Source organism: Streptomyces sp. NPDC032940 (assembly GCF_040636935.1).
Taxonomy (GTDB): Bacteria; Actinomycetota; Actinomycetes; order Streptomycetales; family Streptomycetaceae; genus Streptomyces.
Map to the genome: position 1 here is coordinate 163,418 of NZ_JBEZVJ010000001.1, position 16,346 is coordinate 179,763.

The window sequence follows — 16,346 nt, forward strand, 5'->3', positions numbered from 1 at the left end:
GCGTGACTACGTGAGCACTGTAACCACGCGGATGTGACCGGAGAACAGCGTTTCTGTACCTCAAGAGGAACTTACGGGGCACAAGAGGCGGCAAAACGGGGCAGGTTGAACAATCCGCGCCTCCCTCTCACCGGAAGGGGATGTTGAGCCAGGGACTGCCGGGGTCGGTCATCAGGATGCGGTGGGCGTCGACCATGTCGGTGTACCAGCTGCCGAAGTCCTCCTCGTCGAAGTGCAGACAGCGGCCGAGGATGTAGCCGGCGGAGAAGTCCTGCCAGGACCGGTAGGCGAGGGCCGCGGCCCGCCCCGCCTGGACGACGGCGGCCTCGGCTTCCTGCAGGGTGCCGAACCGGGCCCCGAGCCCCCATCGCGCCATCTTCGACGCGCGCCCCAGGTCCCAGGCGTCGACGGACGTCACGTACCGGTTCTCGTCGAGCACCCCGTCGGCCCGCATGCGGGCACAGTAACGGCTGATGCGCCCGATGCAATAGAAACCCGCCAGGCCTCTTCTTCTCCAACCCCAGGTAAGCGAGCACGCGTCAGGGACCTGCCCGATGAGTGCTAGATGGTGCCTCTCAGAGGACCGAATCTCGATGGCGTGTGATGGTCTCCTTCGTCTTCATGCCACTGGCAGTCCGCGGCCTGAACGTAACCCTCGCCGTCATTCAAAAGGAAGAGGGTCCCCCGAGAAGGTGCAGCCAAGCGTTGCTGCAAAAATTCAGCGGCCTCGTCACTCTCGAGCGCGGCGACATGCAGACCTGCATAGGAAGGTTGAAGGTGCATCAAAGTCACAGCAGGAAAAACGATATCGACGCGAGTCTCGTACAACTGCGGACGGTAACTCCTCAGAAGAAGAACCGAGTGCGTTACGGAATACTGCCAAACCTGAAAGTTTCGGCCCCATTCAGCGACATTTCGCATTTTCAACTCCCAGGCATTGGCCAAGTGGTCGGCTCTGGTATTTGCACGACCTTCCCGTCTTCATAGAAAGTGATGCTATCCCACGTTCGGTCACCAACACGCACCGCCTTCCCTACGTGGTACATTTCACGCTCTGTCGCATACCAGTTGTCACCCATACCGGCACGATACGCGTTCATATATCTCTCCGCAGATGTACCTCCAGAAAATCCATCCATGACGATGTGTAGATGAATATCCGGATTGTGGGCCGCGGCTCTCACTTGGCTCTCGAAATCTGTCCAGTTATCGAGGTAGTGCGTATAGCCGTTTTCGTTCGCAAAATTACGCAACGCGTCTCCGCCGTTACCGTGGGGGTCGCGGATGCCCAAAGCTACCTGGTTGGGGCAGGCATCTGGAGCAAGCCCCAGGGAGTCGGTCCACCCATGCGGATTACGAACGTAAGTTGCCGGGTTGAGCGCAGGTTTAAGTCCGAGGGGATCGCTGGTGATATATCGGGCGGTTTCCGGGTCATAGTGGCGGAAGTAGTTGTAGTGCAGGCCCGTTTCCGGGTCGTAGTACTGGCCCGGGAAGCGCAGGGGTGTATACGTCGTGCTGTTCGTCGCCCAGGCTGTCGTGCCCCACAAGGTGCTCCGGGTTCGCCAGGCGATCTCGCCCCGCTCGTCGATCAGTTCACTCGGGGTGCCGACCAGGTCGGTGACGATGGCGAAAAAGCGGCTGTCGATCTCCGTCTGCGTGGCTTCGCCGGTGAGGATGCGTTCCGATTGGGCGAGGGGGCGCAGTCCCTGGTGGTCCCAGGTCACGGCGACCGGGTGGGGCAGGTCCGGTGAGGTCGTGGTCTGTTCGCACAGGGTTGTGCCGTCCCAGGTGAAGCCCACCCGTTCCACGACCGTCTCGCCGTCCTCTGCGAGGCGGAGTTTCGCCGTGCGGCGGCCGAGCGGATCGTAGGCGTAGCGCCAGCGGGTGCCGTCCGGGGTGGTGACCGCTGTCAGGCGGTCCTCCACGTCCCATTCGTAGCGCCAGGTGTCGGGCTTCCGGGAGAGGTTCGTCTTCTGCCGCAGGGTGATGCGGCCCACGGCGTCGTGTTCGTAGCGGACCCGGCCGGCGCGGGTGATGCGGGTACCCGTGTACGCACGTTCACCGGTGGCCTCGGTGCCCGGGTGGGACGGCGGCCACTCGGCGTGCGTCTGGTTGCCGGCCGCGTCGTAGGCGTACGTCTCCGTCCAGCCGGCCGCGTGGACCGCTGTGACCCGGCCCGTCGCGTCCAGGTCGAAACGTCGGTGCCCCGTGAGCTGGTCGTCGATGCCGATCAGGTTGCCGTCTGCACGGTAGGTGTACGTGCGGTGCTGGACCCTGCGGCCACCCGCACCCGTGACCGACTGCGTCGTCAGGCGGCCCAGGGCGTCGAAGGTGTGGTCCAGCGTGACCGTCTCGCCGATGCGGCGGGACAGCTCGCGGCCCGCCTCGTCGTACGTGACGTCGATCGGGCGGCCCGAGGCCACCAGGTCCGTCCTGCGGCCCGCCGCGTCGAACGACCAGGTCGTCGTCGCGCCGGTCGGAGTCGTACGGCCGGTGCGACGGCCCAGTTCGTCGTACGCGTAGGTCAGCGTGCGGCCGTCGACCGTCTCCTCACGCACCCTGCCGTAGCGGTCCCGCAGGATCGTCAGAGTCGAACCGTCCGGGCCCGTGGCGTGGGCGAGGCTGTCGGTGAAGTCGTACGCGTAGGCCGTGACCCGTCCCTCGGCATCCTTGCGGGTCACCTGGCCCAGGTCGTTGTGCTCGAAGCGGATCGTCTGGCCCAAGGCGTCCGTGCGCGAGGTCAGCCGGCCCGCCGGGTCGTGGATGTAGGCGAGGGTGCGAGCGTCGAAGTCCGTCTCCCTGACGAGGCGTCCGGCCGGGTCGTATTCGTACGTCCACGTCAGACCCTGCGGGTTGGTGACCTTCGTGAGGCGCAGTTCCGTGTCGTGCTCGAACTCGTAGCGGACGCCGTCCGGGCCCGTTCGGGCCGTGAGCAGGTCGAAGTGCGTGTACTCGTAGCGGGTCACGCCGCCCAGCGGGTCGGTGTGGCTGGTGTTGTTGCCCTCGCCGTCGTAGGTCCAGGACTCCGTTGTGCCGTCTGGGGCGGTGCGGCGCACCAGGTGGCCTTCCAGGGACCAGTCCAGCCGGGTCACCGCGCCCGTCGGGTCCGTCACGGCGACCGGGCGGCCCAGTGCGTCGCGTTCGTAGGTCGTGACCGCGCCCAGCGGGTCCGTGACCGATATCGGCAGGCCCCCGCGGTCGCAGCGGACCGTGGTGACGTTGCCTTGCGGATCGGTCGCCGACGTCAGGTGACCGGCCTCGTCGTACGTGAAGGTGCTGGTGTTGCCGGCGGGGTCGGTGACCGATGTGCGGTTGCCTCGGTCGTCGTACGTCTGACGCCAGGCCGTGCCGTCCGGGTTCACCACCTTCACCGGCAGGCGCAGCTCGTTGTACTCGGCTCTCGTCTCCCGGCCGTCGGGGCGGGTGACCCCGGTCAGGTTGCCGGCGTCGTCGTAGCGGAACGACGTGGTGTGGCCCAACGGGTCGGTCTGCGACAGCAGGCGGTTGTAGCGGTCACGTTCGTAGCGGGTGATCGCGCCCAGCGGGTCTGTCTCGGCCACCACCTGGTGCCGCTCATTGACGAGGTACCGGGTACTGGATCCGAGCGAGTCGGTGACGGTGGTCGCGCGCAGGCCGGTCGCCTCGTCGGCAAGTCCGTACTCGAAGGTCGACCGCTGGTGCCCGGCAGCGCCCGTTTGGTGGATGCAGCGATCCTCGTCGTCGTAGACGTAGGTGAACCGACTCTCGTTCGTATCCGTCCACGAGGTGATGCGCCCACGCTCGTCATAGCCGAACTGCATGGGCCGACCTGAGGAATTGGTCACCTCGGTGAGGTGACCGTCGGTGTATCCGTATCGGAGCAGCTCCCCGGCGCTCCCGTCCGGTGCAGCGCCAGACATGAGCAGTGCGGTGATCCGATCACTCTCCGTCGTGAGCGACAGACGGAACCCGCCACTGTGGACCATGGCCCGCGGAGCGCCGTCCACCGAGTACTCGATGGTGATCCAGTTGCCTTGACGATCGTCGATCTGTTCCAGCGGGCACACGCCGTCGTCGCGATCGGTGAAATGCAGAGTCCGGGCCGACTCCGGATCCGTGAGCGTATAGCCGTCTTCCTGCCGTTCGAGCGGCCAGCGCGCGCCATGGCTGGGCAGAGTGGGCAGACCGGGTGCCGGATGCGGATAGCTGAGGACCATGCCGTCCTCGCCGACGAAGACGACGCCCTGTGCGTCGACCTCCAGCCGCTGGTCGAGCGTCGAGGACCAGGAGGGGCCGAACCAGCCTCCGAGACGGTAGGAGGACTCGAAGGTGCGTCGCAGGATCAACGGCAGTTGTCCCGGCAGTGAGACGTCCGTCTGAGGCAGGACCATCCGCCCGGTCGCGACGTCCACCGGGTCGCGTTCGCACACCTTCTCGCTCGGCCGCCGCGAGACGTCGTCGGCCTTGCTTTCGGTAAGCCCACGGGCAGATCCTCGCCCGGCCTGCTCCGCCCCCTCCTTCGCCGCCGCCCGCAGTCCCCCGCGAGCCAGGCCCAGGCCCTTGGTGCCGACCAGTTCCGGTATCAGGCGTCCGACGCCCTCGGAGGGGTCCTGTTTGAACCCCTCCCACGCCGACTTCAGCGTCCGTTCCGGCTGCGCGACGGTGGAGACCAGGCCGGACAGGGTCATGCTGACGTTCTGCAGGTACTGGGCGGGGTGGGTGATGTTGTACAGGTCGAGCGGGTTCAGTCCGCGGACGAAGTTGAGCAGGCCGGCTCCGCCCTTGACCACGCCGCCGACGACGTGGGTGAGTTCCGTGGCGGCCGACTGGGCTCCGTCGACGACGTTCGCCTCGAGCCGGTCCAGCGGCGGTGGCTCGGCCGGGGCGTGTGCCAGGGCGGCGTGGACGGAGGAGGCTGCCGTACCGCCCGCCTCGTTGCGCTGCCGACGGGCCTCGGACAGGATCTCGTGGGCGCGTTTGATGTCAGCGGCACCGGGGTCCTTGAAGGGCTCCGGGCGCGGGCCCGGGTCCTCATTCGCCTTGATGGCGGAGTTGTAGGCGTCGACGCGCTTGTTGTACGCCTCCACGGCCTCTTTGGAGGCCTTCTGCCCCTTCTCGTACAGCTCGACGGCTTCCTTCGCCTGTCCCTGGGCCCACTTGACCGTGTCGGCGTAGGACTCCAGGGCCTTGGCCGCCTTGTCGCAGGCGTCCGCCGCGTGCAGCCACTTGGTGGGATGCATGGCGAAGTTCTTGCGGAAGGTGTCCGCCGCCTCACCCTTCCACTGCGAGGAGTCCAGCTTGCGCATCCCGTCGCCGACCTTGTCGAAGGCCGTGTGGAAGTCCTTGAGGTGCTTCGCGCTGGACCGGATCGTCTCCGGGTTGCCGTGGATCAGTTCATCGGCCTGATCGGTCTGTCCGAGCTGCTGCTCGCCCGGGGTCGCGCCGAGGTCGGAGGCCCACTCGTCGCCGAGGTCCTCGACCTTGTCCGCCCAGCCCTCGGCACCGACCTTCTCCAGACCAGCGCCGAGCAGGTCGGAGCCCTTGTCGATGCCCTCCCCGACGATCTTCTTACCGGCGTCGAAGCCGTCTTCCAGCGCTCCGAGGCCGGAGTTGACGAGGTCTCCCACTCCCATCAGCCGGCGCTCCCGCCCTGACGCTCCTGCCAGTGCCGCTGGGTCTGCTCCGGCTGCGGTGGCGGGGCCGCCGCCTGGGCGCGCTCCTCCGGTGACGGTCCGAAGGTGTCGTCCAACGCCTTCTCGTACTGCTCGTCGCTGATCCCGGCCCGGTGGCGCAGCTCTTCAGGGCTCAACCCGGGCAGCATCGGCGCGTTCGAGGTCATGACGTCCCGCCCGGCATCCATCCACCCTTGCTTGCTGTTCGCCCAGGCCTGCTCGAACGACTCCTTGCTGTAGTCCGGATGGAGGTAGGCGTCGACGGTGTCGTCGCCCAGCTGGGACCAGCTCTTCCCGGTTATCTCCTCCTCGGTCGCGTACGGATTGCCCACCAGGGAGTTTGTCGCGATCTTGAGCGTGCCCTCCACGTACTGGTCGGTCTCGTACAGCGTCCCGGCCGCGAGCCCCACTCCGGCCGCGAAGTCGTTGCCCTCGGCCACCAGAGCGCGCACGCCCCACTCCCAGCGCTCGCAGAACGACGTGAACGCGGACGTCAGGCCCTCGTGTCCGACCACCAGGCCGGAGAGGGCGATGTCGGAAAAGCCCCGTCCCGCTCCGGCCTGCCCCACCATGCCGAGCTCGCGGAGTTCCTCGAGCGTGAGGGTGATCCCCTGGGTGATCAGGTCCAGGCCCTCGGCCTGCAGGTCCTTGCCGTCGGTGCCGGTCATCGCAGCTCCTCCCCGCCCCCGTCGGCGTCCACCGCCACGTCCTCCGGAACGACCCCCAGGACCGGGGGCAGCAGTACCGCCTCGTCGCTCCCGACGTCCACGGCCACCCCGCACGGGACCCCGACCGCGGGTACGCCGACGTCCAGCAACCGTGCGCCCAGGACCCGCCGATAGGCCCACTCGCGGCTCTGTTGTCCCCTCGCCATCGCGAATCGGGCGAGGGCCTCCTCGTCGGTGAAGGTGTAGATCCAGCGCACCCCGCCGTGGTCGCCCGTCAGCGGTACGTCGTCCTCGTCGAGCGGGACGAGAACCGCCGTCCGCCGGAACTCCCCGACCAGGGCGGCGAACTCACGGCGTGCCGCGGTCACGCTCGCACTGTCTTCCGGAGGGCCCTCAGCAGGCGATACGTCGTCCGGCGCCGTCGTGTTCACCGTCTCCGTGGCCGGTGGCGTCCCGGTGCGTGCCGCCTCCGCGTAGTCGGCCAGGCGGGACCGCTGTCCACTGCCGGTCGTCCCGTTGGCTCCCCCGTCATTGGCCATGTCCGAGAGCATCACATTGCCACTTTGCTGACTGCAACGTGGACACATCGCGGCGAGGCCGGGAAGGGCGGTCTTCGGCCATCGCCCGCGCCCAGACGTCGACTTGGTCCGTACCTACCTCTTGACACCCTCAATTGGTCTGGACCACCTTGTACGTCAACGCGGTGGCCACCGTAGTCAGTTCGTTCGTGAGTTCCCCCTTCCTCCCCACTCCCCACCGGAGGCCCCAGTGGAGCCCGTACACAGACGGCGCGGACAACGACGGATGCGGGCCGTGTCCGCGGCCGGTACCGTGGCCGCCGCTCTGGCGCTCACCGTCAGTGCCGTCGGCCAGGCGTCCGCCGCGGACGTCAACAACGCGAAGAACGCCGGTTTCGAGGCCGGTCTGAGCAACTGGACCTGCTCCGCGAACAGCGGGACGGCCGTCGCCTCCCCCGCGCACTCCGGTACCGCCGCCCTCAAGGCGACGCCCGCCGGGCAGGACAACGCCCGGTGCGCGCAGACGGTCAAGGTGCAGCCCAACTCGACGTACACGCTCAGCGCGTGGGTCCAGGGCGGGTACTCCTACCTGGGCGTCACCGGCACCGGGACGACCGACGTGTCGACCTGGACCGCGGACGCGCCCTCCTGGAAGCAGCTGTCGACGAGCTTCACGACCGGCGCCTCGACGACCTCCGTCTCCGTGTACACGCACGGCTGGTACGGGCAGTCCGCGTACTACGTCGACGACGTGTCCGTGTACGGCCCCGACGGGGGCGGCGGTCAGGAGCCCGAGCCGACCGTTCCGGCCACCCCGGCCGGGCTGAGCGTCACCGGGACGACCTCCTCCTCCGCCTCCCTCGCCTGGAACGCCGTCTCCGGCGCCACCGGCTACAGCATCTACCGCGACGGCACGAAGGTGACGGCCGTGACCGGCACCTCGGCGACCGTGACCGGTCTCGCGGCCTCGACGTCGTACTCCTTCCAGGTCACCGCCACCAATGCGGCCGGTGAGTCCGCCAAGTCGGCGGCCGTGAACGCCCGTACGGCGGAGACCGGCGGCGGAGGCGGTGGCGGTGACGTGCCGAAGCACGCCGTCACCGGTTACTGGCAGAACTTCAACAACGGCGCCACCGTCCAGAAGATCTCCGACGTCTCCGCACAGTACGACATCATCGCCGTGTCCTTCGCCGACGCCACGGCCACGCCCGGCGCCGTCACCTTCAACCTGGACACCGCCGGGCTGAACGGCTACACCGTCGACCAGTTCAAGGCCGACGTCCGCGCCAAGCAGGCGGCCGGCAAGAAGGTCATCATCTCCATCGGCGGCGAGAAGGGCACCGTCTCGGTGAACGACTCCGCCTCCGCGACCAACTTCGCCAACTCCGTCTACTCCCTGATGCAGACGTACGGCTTCGACGGCGTCGACATCGACCTGGAGAACGGGCTCAACCCGACGTACATGACGCAGGCACTGCGCGCCCTGTCCGCCAAGGCCGGTCCCGACATGGTCCTCACCATGGCGCCGCAGACCATCGACATGCAGTCCACGTCCGGCGGGTACTTCAAGACGGCACTGAACGTGAAGGACATCCTCACCGTCGTCAACATGCAGTACTACAACAGCGGTTCCATGCTGGGCTGCGACGGCAAGGTGTACTCCCAGGGCACCGTCGACTTCCTCACCGCCCTGGCCTGCATCCAGCTGGAGGGCGGTCTCGACCCGTCCCAGGTGGGCCTGGGCCTGCCCGCCTCCACCCGCGCCGCCGGCGGCGGCTACGTGTCGCCGAGCATCGTGAACAACGCCCTCGACTGCCTGACCAAGGGCACCAACTGCGGCACCTTCAAGCCGTCCAAGACGTACCCGACCCTGCGGGGCGCCATGACCTGGTCCACCAACTGGGACGCCACGGCCGGCAACGCCTGGTCCAACGCGGTGGGCGCCCACGTGCACGCCCTGCCGTAACGCACGGTTCCGCGAACCGCCCCTGCCCACGATGCCGTGGGCGGGGGCGGCGTCGTCTCCGCCGTCAAGGCGCCCCGTACGCCGCCGCACCGGCCCTCGGCAGCGTCACCCACATACGCGTGCCTCCTCCCGGCTCCCGCGCCTCGCCGAAACCCCACGTCCCGTCGCAGGCCCGGCTCACGCACGCCAGGACGCGGAGGGCCGCACGGCGGCGCGTGTCGCAGGCCGTGGCCAGGTGCGGGCTCGTGTGGCGCGGGTGGCTGTCGTACGCGATCACCCGGAGGGCCGAGAAGCGGTAGCGCAGGGTCAGGTAGAAGTCCTCTGACTCCGTGAACTGGCAGGCCACCGCCGTCAGTTCGCCCACCGCCTGGAGCGCCGGGTCCAGCATGTCCGACAGGCCGTGTACCGCCAGCGCCTCCCGCGACGCCGCCCGCGCCAGCGCGGGGCTGGCCAGGGCCGCGGGGAGCGTGAAGCTGTAGACCAGGGTTTCAGGGGTGGGCGGCGTGGGGTCCGCCGGGTAGGTGGGAGCGAGCGGGCAACGCGTCGCCGGCATGGTTCCTCCGGAGGTGAGCGGGTGTCGGACCGGCCGTCGGTGGCTCCGTCGCGCGCAGCAACGTCGCGCGATGCACTGCCGACCGCCGTGTGTAGCGTGTGCGTTACAGAAGGTATCGGCGCCGGGGGCTAATTTGGCACCCGATGGTGAAAAATGCGCTCGATCGTGGGTAGCGCTGTGCCCACGCGGCAGACTGCTCAGACGACAGGGGAAGGGGAGCGGCATGGGAGCGAGGACGTCCGCCACGGCACGGCAGAAGCGGCTGGGGGTCGAGGTTCGCCGCATGCGCACATCTGCGGGCATGTCCGCCGAGTTCGCCGCCGGACTCCTCGGGGTGGACCGGGGCAAGATCTCGCACATCGAGTCCGGCGTGCGGGCGATCAGTCCGGAGCGGGTCCGCACGCTCGCCTGCAACTGCGACTGCCAGGACGAACGGTATGTGGAGGCGCTGGTCGACATGGCGGCGGCCGGCCGCCGGGGCTGGTGGGAGAGGTATCGCGGATCTCTCCCCCAAGGAATGCTGGACATCGCGGAGTTGGAGGCGCATGCCGTGCGTATGCGTGCCGCCTATTCCATGCACATCCCGGGGCTGTTGCAGACGTCCGACCATGCCTTGGCTGTCTTCCGGGTCGTCATCCCGCAGTTGCCCGAACACGAAGTCGCCCTGCGCATGGCCCACCGTGTGGAGCGTCAGCAGGTGCTCGACGGGCCCGACGGGACTCGGTTCGTCGCCATCGTGCACGAAGCGGCGCTTCGCATGCAGTTCGGCGGCCGAGAGGTGGCAAGGGCACAGCTCGAGCACATGCTGAAAAGGTCGGAGCAGGACAACGTCACGGTCGTGGTCATCCCCTTCGCAGCCGGTGCCTTCCCCGGGGCCGGTCAGACCGTGCTGTACGCGGAGGGGGCGGTACCCCAGCTCGACACGGTGCAGATCGACAGCTCACACGGACCCGACTTCCTCCACGCCGAGGCCCAGTTGGCGAAGTACCGTGCGCACCTGGACTGGATGGAGCGCATCGCCCTGTCGGCATCGGCGTCACGCGACTTCATCCGGGACATCGCCAACGACCTGTGAGGAGACGCTCGATGAGCGAGATCATGTGGGAAGAGCCGTTCTGCGGCGAGGGAAACTCATGCTTCCGCCTCGGCACCGACGACGACGGCAACGCCTATATCGCCATAGCCGGGGACGAGGAGGCGTACCTCACCGACAGCCGGGAGGCCCTGCGGCGGATGATCCTCGACATCAAGGCGGGCAAGGCCGATCACCTTCTGTGAAACATTTCCGCCGCCCCACCGCATCGATGAGGTGTAGGCAGTACGGGGCGAGCGCAGGGGGACGCAGCGTATGAGGCAGGGGCGGGCGGACGACTACGCCGAGTTCGCGGGGGCGCGGGCCGGGCATCTGTACCGGTCCGCGTGTCTGCTCACCGCCGGGGACACGCATCTCGCCGAGGATCTCGTGCAGGAGACCCTCGGACGGCTGTACGTCCGCTGGGGACGCGTGTCCCGGGCCGACAACCCCGCCGCGTACGCGCAGACCGTGCTCACCCGGACCTTCCTCGCCCACCAGCGGCGGCGCAGCAGCGGGGAGCGGGCCACCGACGTGTTCCCCGATCTGCCGGGCACCGGCGACGGGGACGCGCCCCTGCGGCTGACGCTGCTGGCCGCGCTCGCCCGGCTGCCCGCCAAAGACCGGGCCGTCATCGTCCTGCGGTACTGGGAGGACCGGTCCGTCGAACAGACCGCCGACGTGCTCCACGTCAGCTCGGCGGCCGTGCGGACGCGGTGCTCGCGGGCGCTCGGCCGGCTGCGGGAGCTGCTGGGCGAGGATCTCGCGGAGTACGCCAGACCCTGACGGCACGCGAAGGGCCTCACGTCCCACGCCTCACGTCTCACACTTCTTCTCTCACCTTGTCGAAAGGGTGGTTCGTCATGTCCGAAGGCCAGTACCGGGATCCCTTCGAGGGGCGGCTCAGCGCCGCTCTGCGCGATGCCGGCGACGGTTTCGACGCCGACCGGGCCGCACTGACCGCCGGGGGGCGGGAACGGGGGCGCCGGGCGCGGCTGCGGCGGCGGGCCGGGGTGCTCGGCGGGGCGGCCGGGATCGCCCTCGTCGGGGTGGGCGGGGCACTGCTGTTGCCGCACGGCGGTGACTCGGCCGAGCCGCAGCAGACGTCCGTCGCGGCCCCGCCGAGCGGCACCGCCGCCAGCCCCGCGCCCACCGCGTCCTACTCCGGCGACGACCTCCTCGAGGAGCTCGGGAAGCTGTTGCCCAAGGGCAAGGTGAGCGGCGGGGAGGCGTCGGGCACCGTCCCGGGGATGCCGCCGAACGCCCACCTCGTGTTCGACGACGGCCGGGGTGCGGCGGCGGTCGGCATCAGCTTCGACCGGGTGGAGCCGGGCAGCCAGAGCGTCAGGGACATGACGACCTGCCCGGACAAGGACCTGGTGGCGTACGACGCCTGCAGCACGAGCCGGCTGAGCGACGGCTCCATGCTCATGATCTACCAGGGCTACGAGTATCCCGACCGGCGTGTGGACACCAAGTGGTGGTCGGCGGAGCTGGTCACGGCGCGGGGCCAGCACGTGTCGCTGAGCGAGTGGAACGCGCCGGCGGAGAAGGACGCCGCGATCACGCGGGCACAGCCGCCGCTGTCGCCCGCCCAGTTGAAGAAGGTCGTCACGGCCGAGGTGTGGCGGCGGGTCGTGGACGCGATCCCGGAGGACCCGAAGAAGGCCGCCAGGGAGAAGGCGGCGGCCTCCGAGGCACCCGGCGCGGCGGTCGGCGGGGGGCCCGAGGCGTCGGGTGCGGCGATCGGCAAGACGCTGGTGTCGCTGCTGCCCGACGGGGTCGACGTCGTCTCGCGGGGCGAGCAGGAGACCGGGTACGCCTATGTCGTCCTCGACGACGGCAAGGGCCGCAGCCTCGTCCAGATCAACGTGCAGCCCGACATGCGGGACGTCGCCGACCAGCTCTACGGCTCCGCCGAGACCCGCCCCGACGGCACCCTGGTCACCACCTCGCAGGGACCCGGTGAGAAGGGCGGCGCCGGGGTCGTGATGTGGACCGCCGACACCATGCGGCCCGGCGGGCTCCGTGTCGTCGTCAGCGCCTTCAACACCGGCGCCCAGCACGAGGACGCCACCCGTGACGCCCCCGCGCTGACCATGGAGCAGCTCGAGAAGATCGCCCTCAGCCCGGAATGGGACCGGCTGCGCTGAGCGCCGGTGCCGGGTCAGAAGAACTCCGACCACGGCTGGTCCCAGACCTGCTTCACGCACAGGACCAGGAACAGCAGGCCGGCGACGGCGAGCATGCCGTTGCTCAGGGCGCCGTTGCGCCAGGCGCGGGGAGTGCGGGTGGAGTTGAGGAGCCAGATCAGGGTGAGGGCGAGGAAGGGCATGAAGGCGGCGCCCAGGACGCCGTAGATGATGATCAGGCGGAACGGCTGGCCCTGGAAGAGCAGGACGATGGGCGGGAAGGTGAGCCAGAGGAGGTAGGCGCGGAAGGCCCAGGAGCGTTCCCGGCGGCCCGAGGCCAGTTCGTCGCCGCGTGCCTCCCGCTCGCCCCGCTGCCGGGCCAGGAAGTCGGCGAACATCAGGCTGACGCCGTGCCAGACGCCGATCAGCGAGGTGAAGGAGGTGGCGAAGAAGCCGATCAGGAAGAGCTTGCCGGTCGCCGTGCCGTACTCCTGCTCCAGGACGTCGCCGAGCTGGATCAGGCCCTTGTCGCCGCTCGCGATGGCGATGTTCGCCGAGTGGAGGAGTTCGGCGCCGACGAACAGCATGGCGACGACGAAGATGCCGGTGGTGGCGTAGGCGACCCGGTTGTCGAGGCGCATGACCTTCATCCAGCCGGTGTCGGTCCAGCCCTTGGCGTTGACCCAGTAGCCGTACGCGGCCAGCGTGATCGTGCCGCCGACGCCGCCGATCAGGCCGAGCGTGTTGAGGACGGAGTCCTTCTCGTCCGGGAGCACCGGCAGGAGGCCGGCGAAGGCGTCGCCGAGGTTGGGGGTGACCCGGATCGCCAGGTAGACGGTGACGACGAACATGACGCCCACCAGGACCGTCATGACCTTCTCGAAGACGTCGTACTTGTTGAACCAGACGAAGACCAGGCCGACCAGGCCGCAGGCCACCCCCCACCACTTCAGGTCCATCACGTCCGGGAACAGGGCCTGGAGGGGCAGGGCGCTGGACGACATCGCCGCCGCGCCGTAGACGAAGCCCCAGATCACGGCGTAGACCGCGAAGAACCAGGTCGTCCAGCGGCCGAGGCTCGCCCAGCCGTCGAAGAGGGTGCGGCCGGTGGCCAGGTGCCACCGGCCGCACGCCTCCGCGAGGGAGATCTTCACCAGGCAGCCGATGATCGCGGCCCACAGCAGCGTGTAGCCGAAGTTGCTGCCCGCGATGAGGGTGGCCACGAGGTCGCCGGCGCCCACACCGGTCGCGGCGACGACGATGCCGGGGCCGATGTGGCGCCAACTGGACTTACGGGGAGCCGGGTCGGCCCCGGCCCCGAGTGGTGCACCGGTGTCCCTGGTGTTGCCCGTGGTGTCCGCCATGCGAGCCAAGGAAGCGGAAAGCGGCCGGTGGGGCAAGAGGGCGTGCGGGGATCTTCACGCGATGCGCTTACTCGGCGGCGGTTGCGGCCTTCTGCTCCTCGCCGTCCCCGTCCCCGCCCGCTTCGCCCGTCTCGCCGTCCTCACCGGTCTCGCCGTCCTCGAAGTACGCGTCCAGGACCTCGTCGAGTGCCGTCTCCCACTCCTTGAAGCGGCTGCGGGACGTGGCCTCGATCTCGATCGGGTACCACCGCCGGTCCGGCGTGTGCACCGTGATGGTGAACCGCTTGCCGAAGCGTCCCGTCTCCGTCTCCACGGCGCCGATCTCGTCCCAGCGGAACTCGCACGCCTGGTCGTCGAGGGCCAGGCGTACGCCCTGGTGGTCGGCGACGATGCGGGCGCGGCGGTCGGACGCCTCGAAGACCGGGCCGTCGACGTCGGGGGCCTCCTCGGTGCCGGGGTCCTCGGCCGCGGCCGTGTCCTCACCGGCCGTGTCGTCCGTGGGCTCCGTGGCCGTCGGCGGCTTCTCCTCCTCCACCTCCTCCGGCTCGGCCTTCTCCGGCTCGCCGGACACGGGCGAGGTGAGCCCGGGGATGAAGGCCGGGTCGAAACCGGCGCCTTCCAGGGGCTTGCTGCTCGAACCTATGCGCTGCTCCACGGCGGAAGTATGGACGACTTTCCTGTGCCGGGAACAGCCGGGCCACGGGTCACCACCGTTCCCGCACGTCACAGTTGTGCGTCGGCGCGGGTGTGCCCCCGCACTCGTCCATGAAGACGATCTCACTCGTCCATGAAGACGATCCGCCGCGTCCGGCCCCCGTCGCCGGGCACCGGTGTCACCGCGCCGCGGCCGGCCGGTACCGCGCGTTCGCGGCCCCAGGCCCGGATCTCCTCGATCTGCTCGGGGTTGCTCACGCTCAGCGGCCGTACGTCGGCGAAGGTGTCGAGGACGAAGGAGTCCTTGAGCGCTCCGACCCCGCCGCGGATCAGCGCCTCCTCCCCCACGTCGTGCAGCGCGGCCTCGATGTCGGAGCCCGCGAAGCCCTCCGAGAGGTCGACGAGCCGGTTGATCAGCTCGGGCTCCGGCTCGGTCTCCAGGTAGCGGCGGTAGTAGATGCCGAGGATCTCCCGGCGGTCCTCGGCGTCGGGCAGGTCGACGAAGAACAGCTCGTCGAAGCGGCCCTTGCGCAGGAGTTCGGGCGGCAGGCTGCGGACGTCGTTGGCGGTGGCGACGACGAAGGCGCGGGACTGGGACTCCTGGAGCCAGTACAGGAACTGGCCGATGATGCGCTGCGGCACGCCGGACATGTCGTCGCGGCCGGCGAGGCCCTTCTCGATCTCGTCGATCCACAGGATGCAGGGCGCGACCCGGTCGGCCATGGCGAGCGCCTCGCGGAAGCGGCCCTCGGACTCGCCGAGGTACTTGCCGTGGATGCTGGCCATGTCCAGCCGGTACAGCGGCAGCCGCCACTCGTGGGCGATGGCCTTGGCGGACAGGGACTTTCCGCAGCCGGGGACGCCGACGAGGAGGACGCCCCGGGGCGGGCGCAGGGCGGTCCGGCGCAGGTCGCGGGAGATCATGTCGTTCTTGCGGCGCAGCCAGGTGCGCAGGCCGACGAGGCCGCCGACGGCGTAGTCGCTGTCGCGGAGCTGGACGCGCTCGAGACCGGTGAGGTCGCTGAAGATGCGGTCCTTGGCCTGGGCGAGGCCGAGGACGTCCTCCTTGAGGATGGAGCCCTTGGCGGCGATGGTCGCCATCAGGTTGATGCACTCCGCCTCGGTGACGCCGCTGAGGAACTCGGCGGCGCGGCGTGCGTCCTCCTCGGTCCACTCGATCGGGATGTGGCCGTGGTGGTCGCCGAGGAAGCCGCTGAGGATGCCGTACATCTCCTCGGAGTCCGGCAGGTCGAGCTTGAGGCTCATGCCGAGCCGCTGGAGGCCGCTCCACACGGGCGTGTCCGTGATGATCACGATGCTGCCCATGTTGCTGTCGGCGAGCCGCGCCAGTTCGGCGAAGTGCCGGGTGACCGGGGTGTCGGACTCGAGGTCGTCGGGGTCGACGAAGACGACGGTGGCGCCCGCGCGGCTGCCGAACTGGGCGGCGGCGAAGTCCATGGCGCCGGTGAGCGAACGGTCGTCCTGGACGGATGCGTTGGTCCGCAGGTCGCGCAGGCCGGTGGCGCGGGTGTAGATCCAGAACGGCATGTTGCTGCGCCGGGGCTGGGTGGCCGCCTCCCGCAGCAGCCGCAGGGCGCGCTGCTGCTCGATGGTCCGCATGGCGATGACCGGGACGCGGGCGGAGATGTAGCTGTCGAGGTGGGTGAGGCTCTCGGCGTAGTTCGACATACGGGGTTCGGCCTTCGGGGCGAGGGTGGGCGGGAGACGCGAGCCGGTGCGGTCGGGCCTGCGGGGCGGGCGTGAGGGG

13 protein-coding genes are annotated in these 16,346 nt (G+C 69.3%); 5 read left to right on the forward strand and 8 right to left on the reverse strand.

The window, feature by feature from the left end; genetic code table 11:
* Positions 1-127 precede the first annotated feature (127 nt).
* The 4 genes from AB0E77_RS00745 to AB0E77_RS00760 all read right to left on the reverse strand — a co-directional run bounded on the left by AB0E77_RS00745 (position 128) and on the right by AB0E77_RS00760 (position 6,858).
* Positions 128-595, reverse strand: a complete 468-nt coding sequence (locus AB0E77_RS00745; protein ID WP_361564401.1) for a DUF1266 domain-containing protein — start codon at positions 593-595, stop codon at positions 128-130.
* A 328-nt stretch (positions 596-923) separates the two neighbouring features.
* Positions 924-5,612, reverse strand: coding sequence for a putative T7SS-secreted protein (locus AB0E77_RS00750; RefSeq protein ID WP_361563565.1), 4,689 nt, complete (start codon positions 5,610-5,612; stop codon positions 924-926).
* Positions 5,612-6,319: a hypothetical protein gene (locus tag AB0E77_RS00755; RefSeq protein WP_361563568.1), complete on the reverse strand. Its 708-nt coding sequence runs from the start codon at positions 6,317-6,319 to the stop codon at positions 5,612-5,614. Before AB0E77_RS00755 ends, AB0E77_RS00750 begins: the two co-directional genes overlap by 1 nt.
* Positions 6,316-6,858, reverse strand: coding sequence for a hypothetical protein (locus AB0E77_RS00760; protein ID WP_361563571.1), 543 nt, complete (start codon positions 6,856-6,858; stop codon positions 6,316-6,318). Before AB0E77_RS00760 ends, AB0E77_RS00755 begins: the two co-directional genes overlap by 4 nt.
* Positions 6,859-7,123: 265 nt before the next feature.
* On the opposite strand from AB0E77_RS00760, the gene AB0E77_RS00765 reads away from it, so the two are divergent.
* Positions 7,124-8,803 carry a glycoside hydrolase family 18 protein gene (locus tag AB0E77_RS00765; protein ID WP_361563574.1) on the forward strand — a complete coding sequence of 560 codons (1,680 nt, stop codon included), beginning with the start codon at positions 7,124-7,126 and terminating at the stop codon, positions 8,801-8,803.
* Positions 8,804-8,867: 64 nt separating this feature from the next.
* Here AB0E77_RS00765 and AB0E77_RS00770 read toward each other — a convergent pair whose 3' ends face one another.
* Positions 8,868-9,356 (reverse strand): ATP-binding protein, encoded by a 489-nt coding sequence (locus tag AB0E77_RS00770; RefSeq protein WP_361563577.1) that lies wholly within the window; start codon positions 9,354-9,356, stop codon positions 8,868-8,870.
* A gap of 223 nt (positions 9,357-9,579) precedes the next feature.
* On the opposite strand from AB0E77_RS00770, the gene AB0E77_RS00775 reads away from it, so the two are divergent.
* The 4 genes from AB0E77_RS00775 (at position 9,580) to AB0E77_RS00790 (ending at position 12,581) form a co-directional block, all read left to right on the forward strand.
* The gene (locus AB0E77_RS00775; protein WP_361563580.1) at positions 9,580-10,431 is read left to right on the forward strand and encodes a helix-turn-helix transcriptional regulator; all 852 of its coding nucleotides are present in this window, start codon (positions 9,580-9,582) and stop codon (positions 10,429-10,431) included.
* A gap of 11 nt (positions 10,432-10,442) precedes the next feature.
* Positions 10,443-10,634 (forward strand): hypothetical protein, encoded by a 192-nt coding sequence (locus AB0E77_RS00780; protein WP_361563583.1) that lies wholly within the window; start codon positions 10,443-10,445, stop codon positions 10,632-10,634.
* A 70-nt stretch (positions 10,635-10,704) separates the two neighbouring features.
* The gene (locus tag AB0E77_RS00785; RefSeq protein ID WP_361563585.1) at positions 10,705-11,214 is read left to right on the forward strand and encodes a SigE family RNA polymerase sigma factor; all 510 of its coding nucleotides are present in this window, start codon (positions 10,705-10,707) and stop codon (positions 11,212-11,214) included.
* Positions 11,215-11,291: 77 nt separating this feature from the next.
* Positions 11,292-12,581: a hypothetical protein gene (locus AB0E77_RS00790; protein WP_361563588.1), complete on the forward strand. Its 1,290-nt coding sequence runs from the start codon at positions 11,292-11,294 to the stop codon at positions 12,579-12,581.
* Positions 12,582-12,595: 14 nt separating this feature from the next.
* On the opposite strand, the gene AB0E77_RS00795 is transcribed toward AB0E77_RS00790, so the two are convergent.
* The 3 genes from AB0E77_RS00795 to AB0E77_RS00805 all read right to left on the reverse strand — a co-directional run bounded on the left by AB0E77_RS00795 (position 12,596) and on the right by AB0E77_RS00805 (position 16,267).
* Positions 12,596-13,924 (reverse strand): Nramp family divalent metal transporter, encoded by a 1,329-nt coding sequence (locus tag AB0E77_RS00795; protein ID WP_361563590.1) that lies wholly within the window; start codon positions 13,922-13,924, stop codon positions 12,596-12,598.
* 67 nt (positions 13,925-13,991) lie between these two features.
* Complete coding sequence (locus AB0E77_RS00800) at positions 13,992-14,579, reverse strand: hypothetical protein (RefSeq protein WP_361563593.1); 588 nt, start codon at positions 14,577-14,579, stop codon at positions 13,992-13,994.
* Positions 14,580-14,701: 122 nt separating this feature from the next.
* Entirely contained in the window at positions 14,702-16,267 is a 1,566-nt protein-coding gene (locus AB0E77_RS00805; RefSeq protein ID WP_361563596.1) for an AAA family ATPase, read from the reverse strand.
* Positions 16,268-16,346 lie beyond the last annotated feature (79 nt).

Coding starts and splice junctions, on each gene's coding strand:
- AB0E77_RS00750 (WP_361563565.1), bottom strand. CDS start 5,612: ATGGGAGTGGGAGACCTCGTCAACTCCGGCCTCGGAGCGCTGGAAGAC.
- AB0E77_RS00755 (WP_361563568.1), bottom strand. CDS start 6,319: ATGACCGGCACCGACGGCAAGGACCTGCAGGCCGAGGGCCTGGACCTG.
- AB0E77_RS00760 (WP_361563571.1), bottom strand. CDS start 6,858: ATGGCCAATGACGGGGGAGCCAACGGGACGACCGGCAGTGGACAGCGG.
- AB0E77_RS00765 (WP_361563574.1), top strand. CDS start 7,124: ATGCGGGCCGTGTCCGCGGCCGGTACCGTGGCCGCCGCTCTGGCGCTC.
- AB0E77_RS00770 (WP_361563577.1), bottom strand. CDS start 9,356: ATGCCGGCGACGCGTTGCCCGCTCGCTCCCACCTACCCGGCGGACCCC.
- AB0E77_RS00775 (WP_361563580.1), top strand. CDS start 9,580: ATGGGAGCGAGGACGTCCGCCACGGCACGGCAGAAGCGGCTGGGGGTC.
- AB0E77_RS00780 (WP_361563583.1), top strand. CDS start 10,443: ATGAGCGAGATCATGTGGGAAGAGCCGTTCTGCGGCGAGGGAAACTCA.
- AB0E77_RS00785 (WP_361563585.1), top strand. CDS start 10,705: ATGAGGCAGGGGCGGGCGGACGACTACGCCGAGTTCGCGGGGGCGCGG.
- AB0E77_RS00790 (WP_361563588.1), top strand. CDS start 11,292: ATGTCCGAAGGCCAGTACCGGGATCCCTTCGAGGGGCGGCTCAGCGCC.
- AB0E77_RS00795 (WP_361563590.1), bottom strand. CDS start 13,924: ATGGCGGACACCACGGGCAACACCAGGGACACCGGTGCACCACTCGGG.
- AB0E77_RS00805 (WP_361563596.1), bottom strand. CDS start 16,267: ATGTCGAACTACGCCGAGAGCCTCACCCACCTCGACAGCTACATCTCC.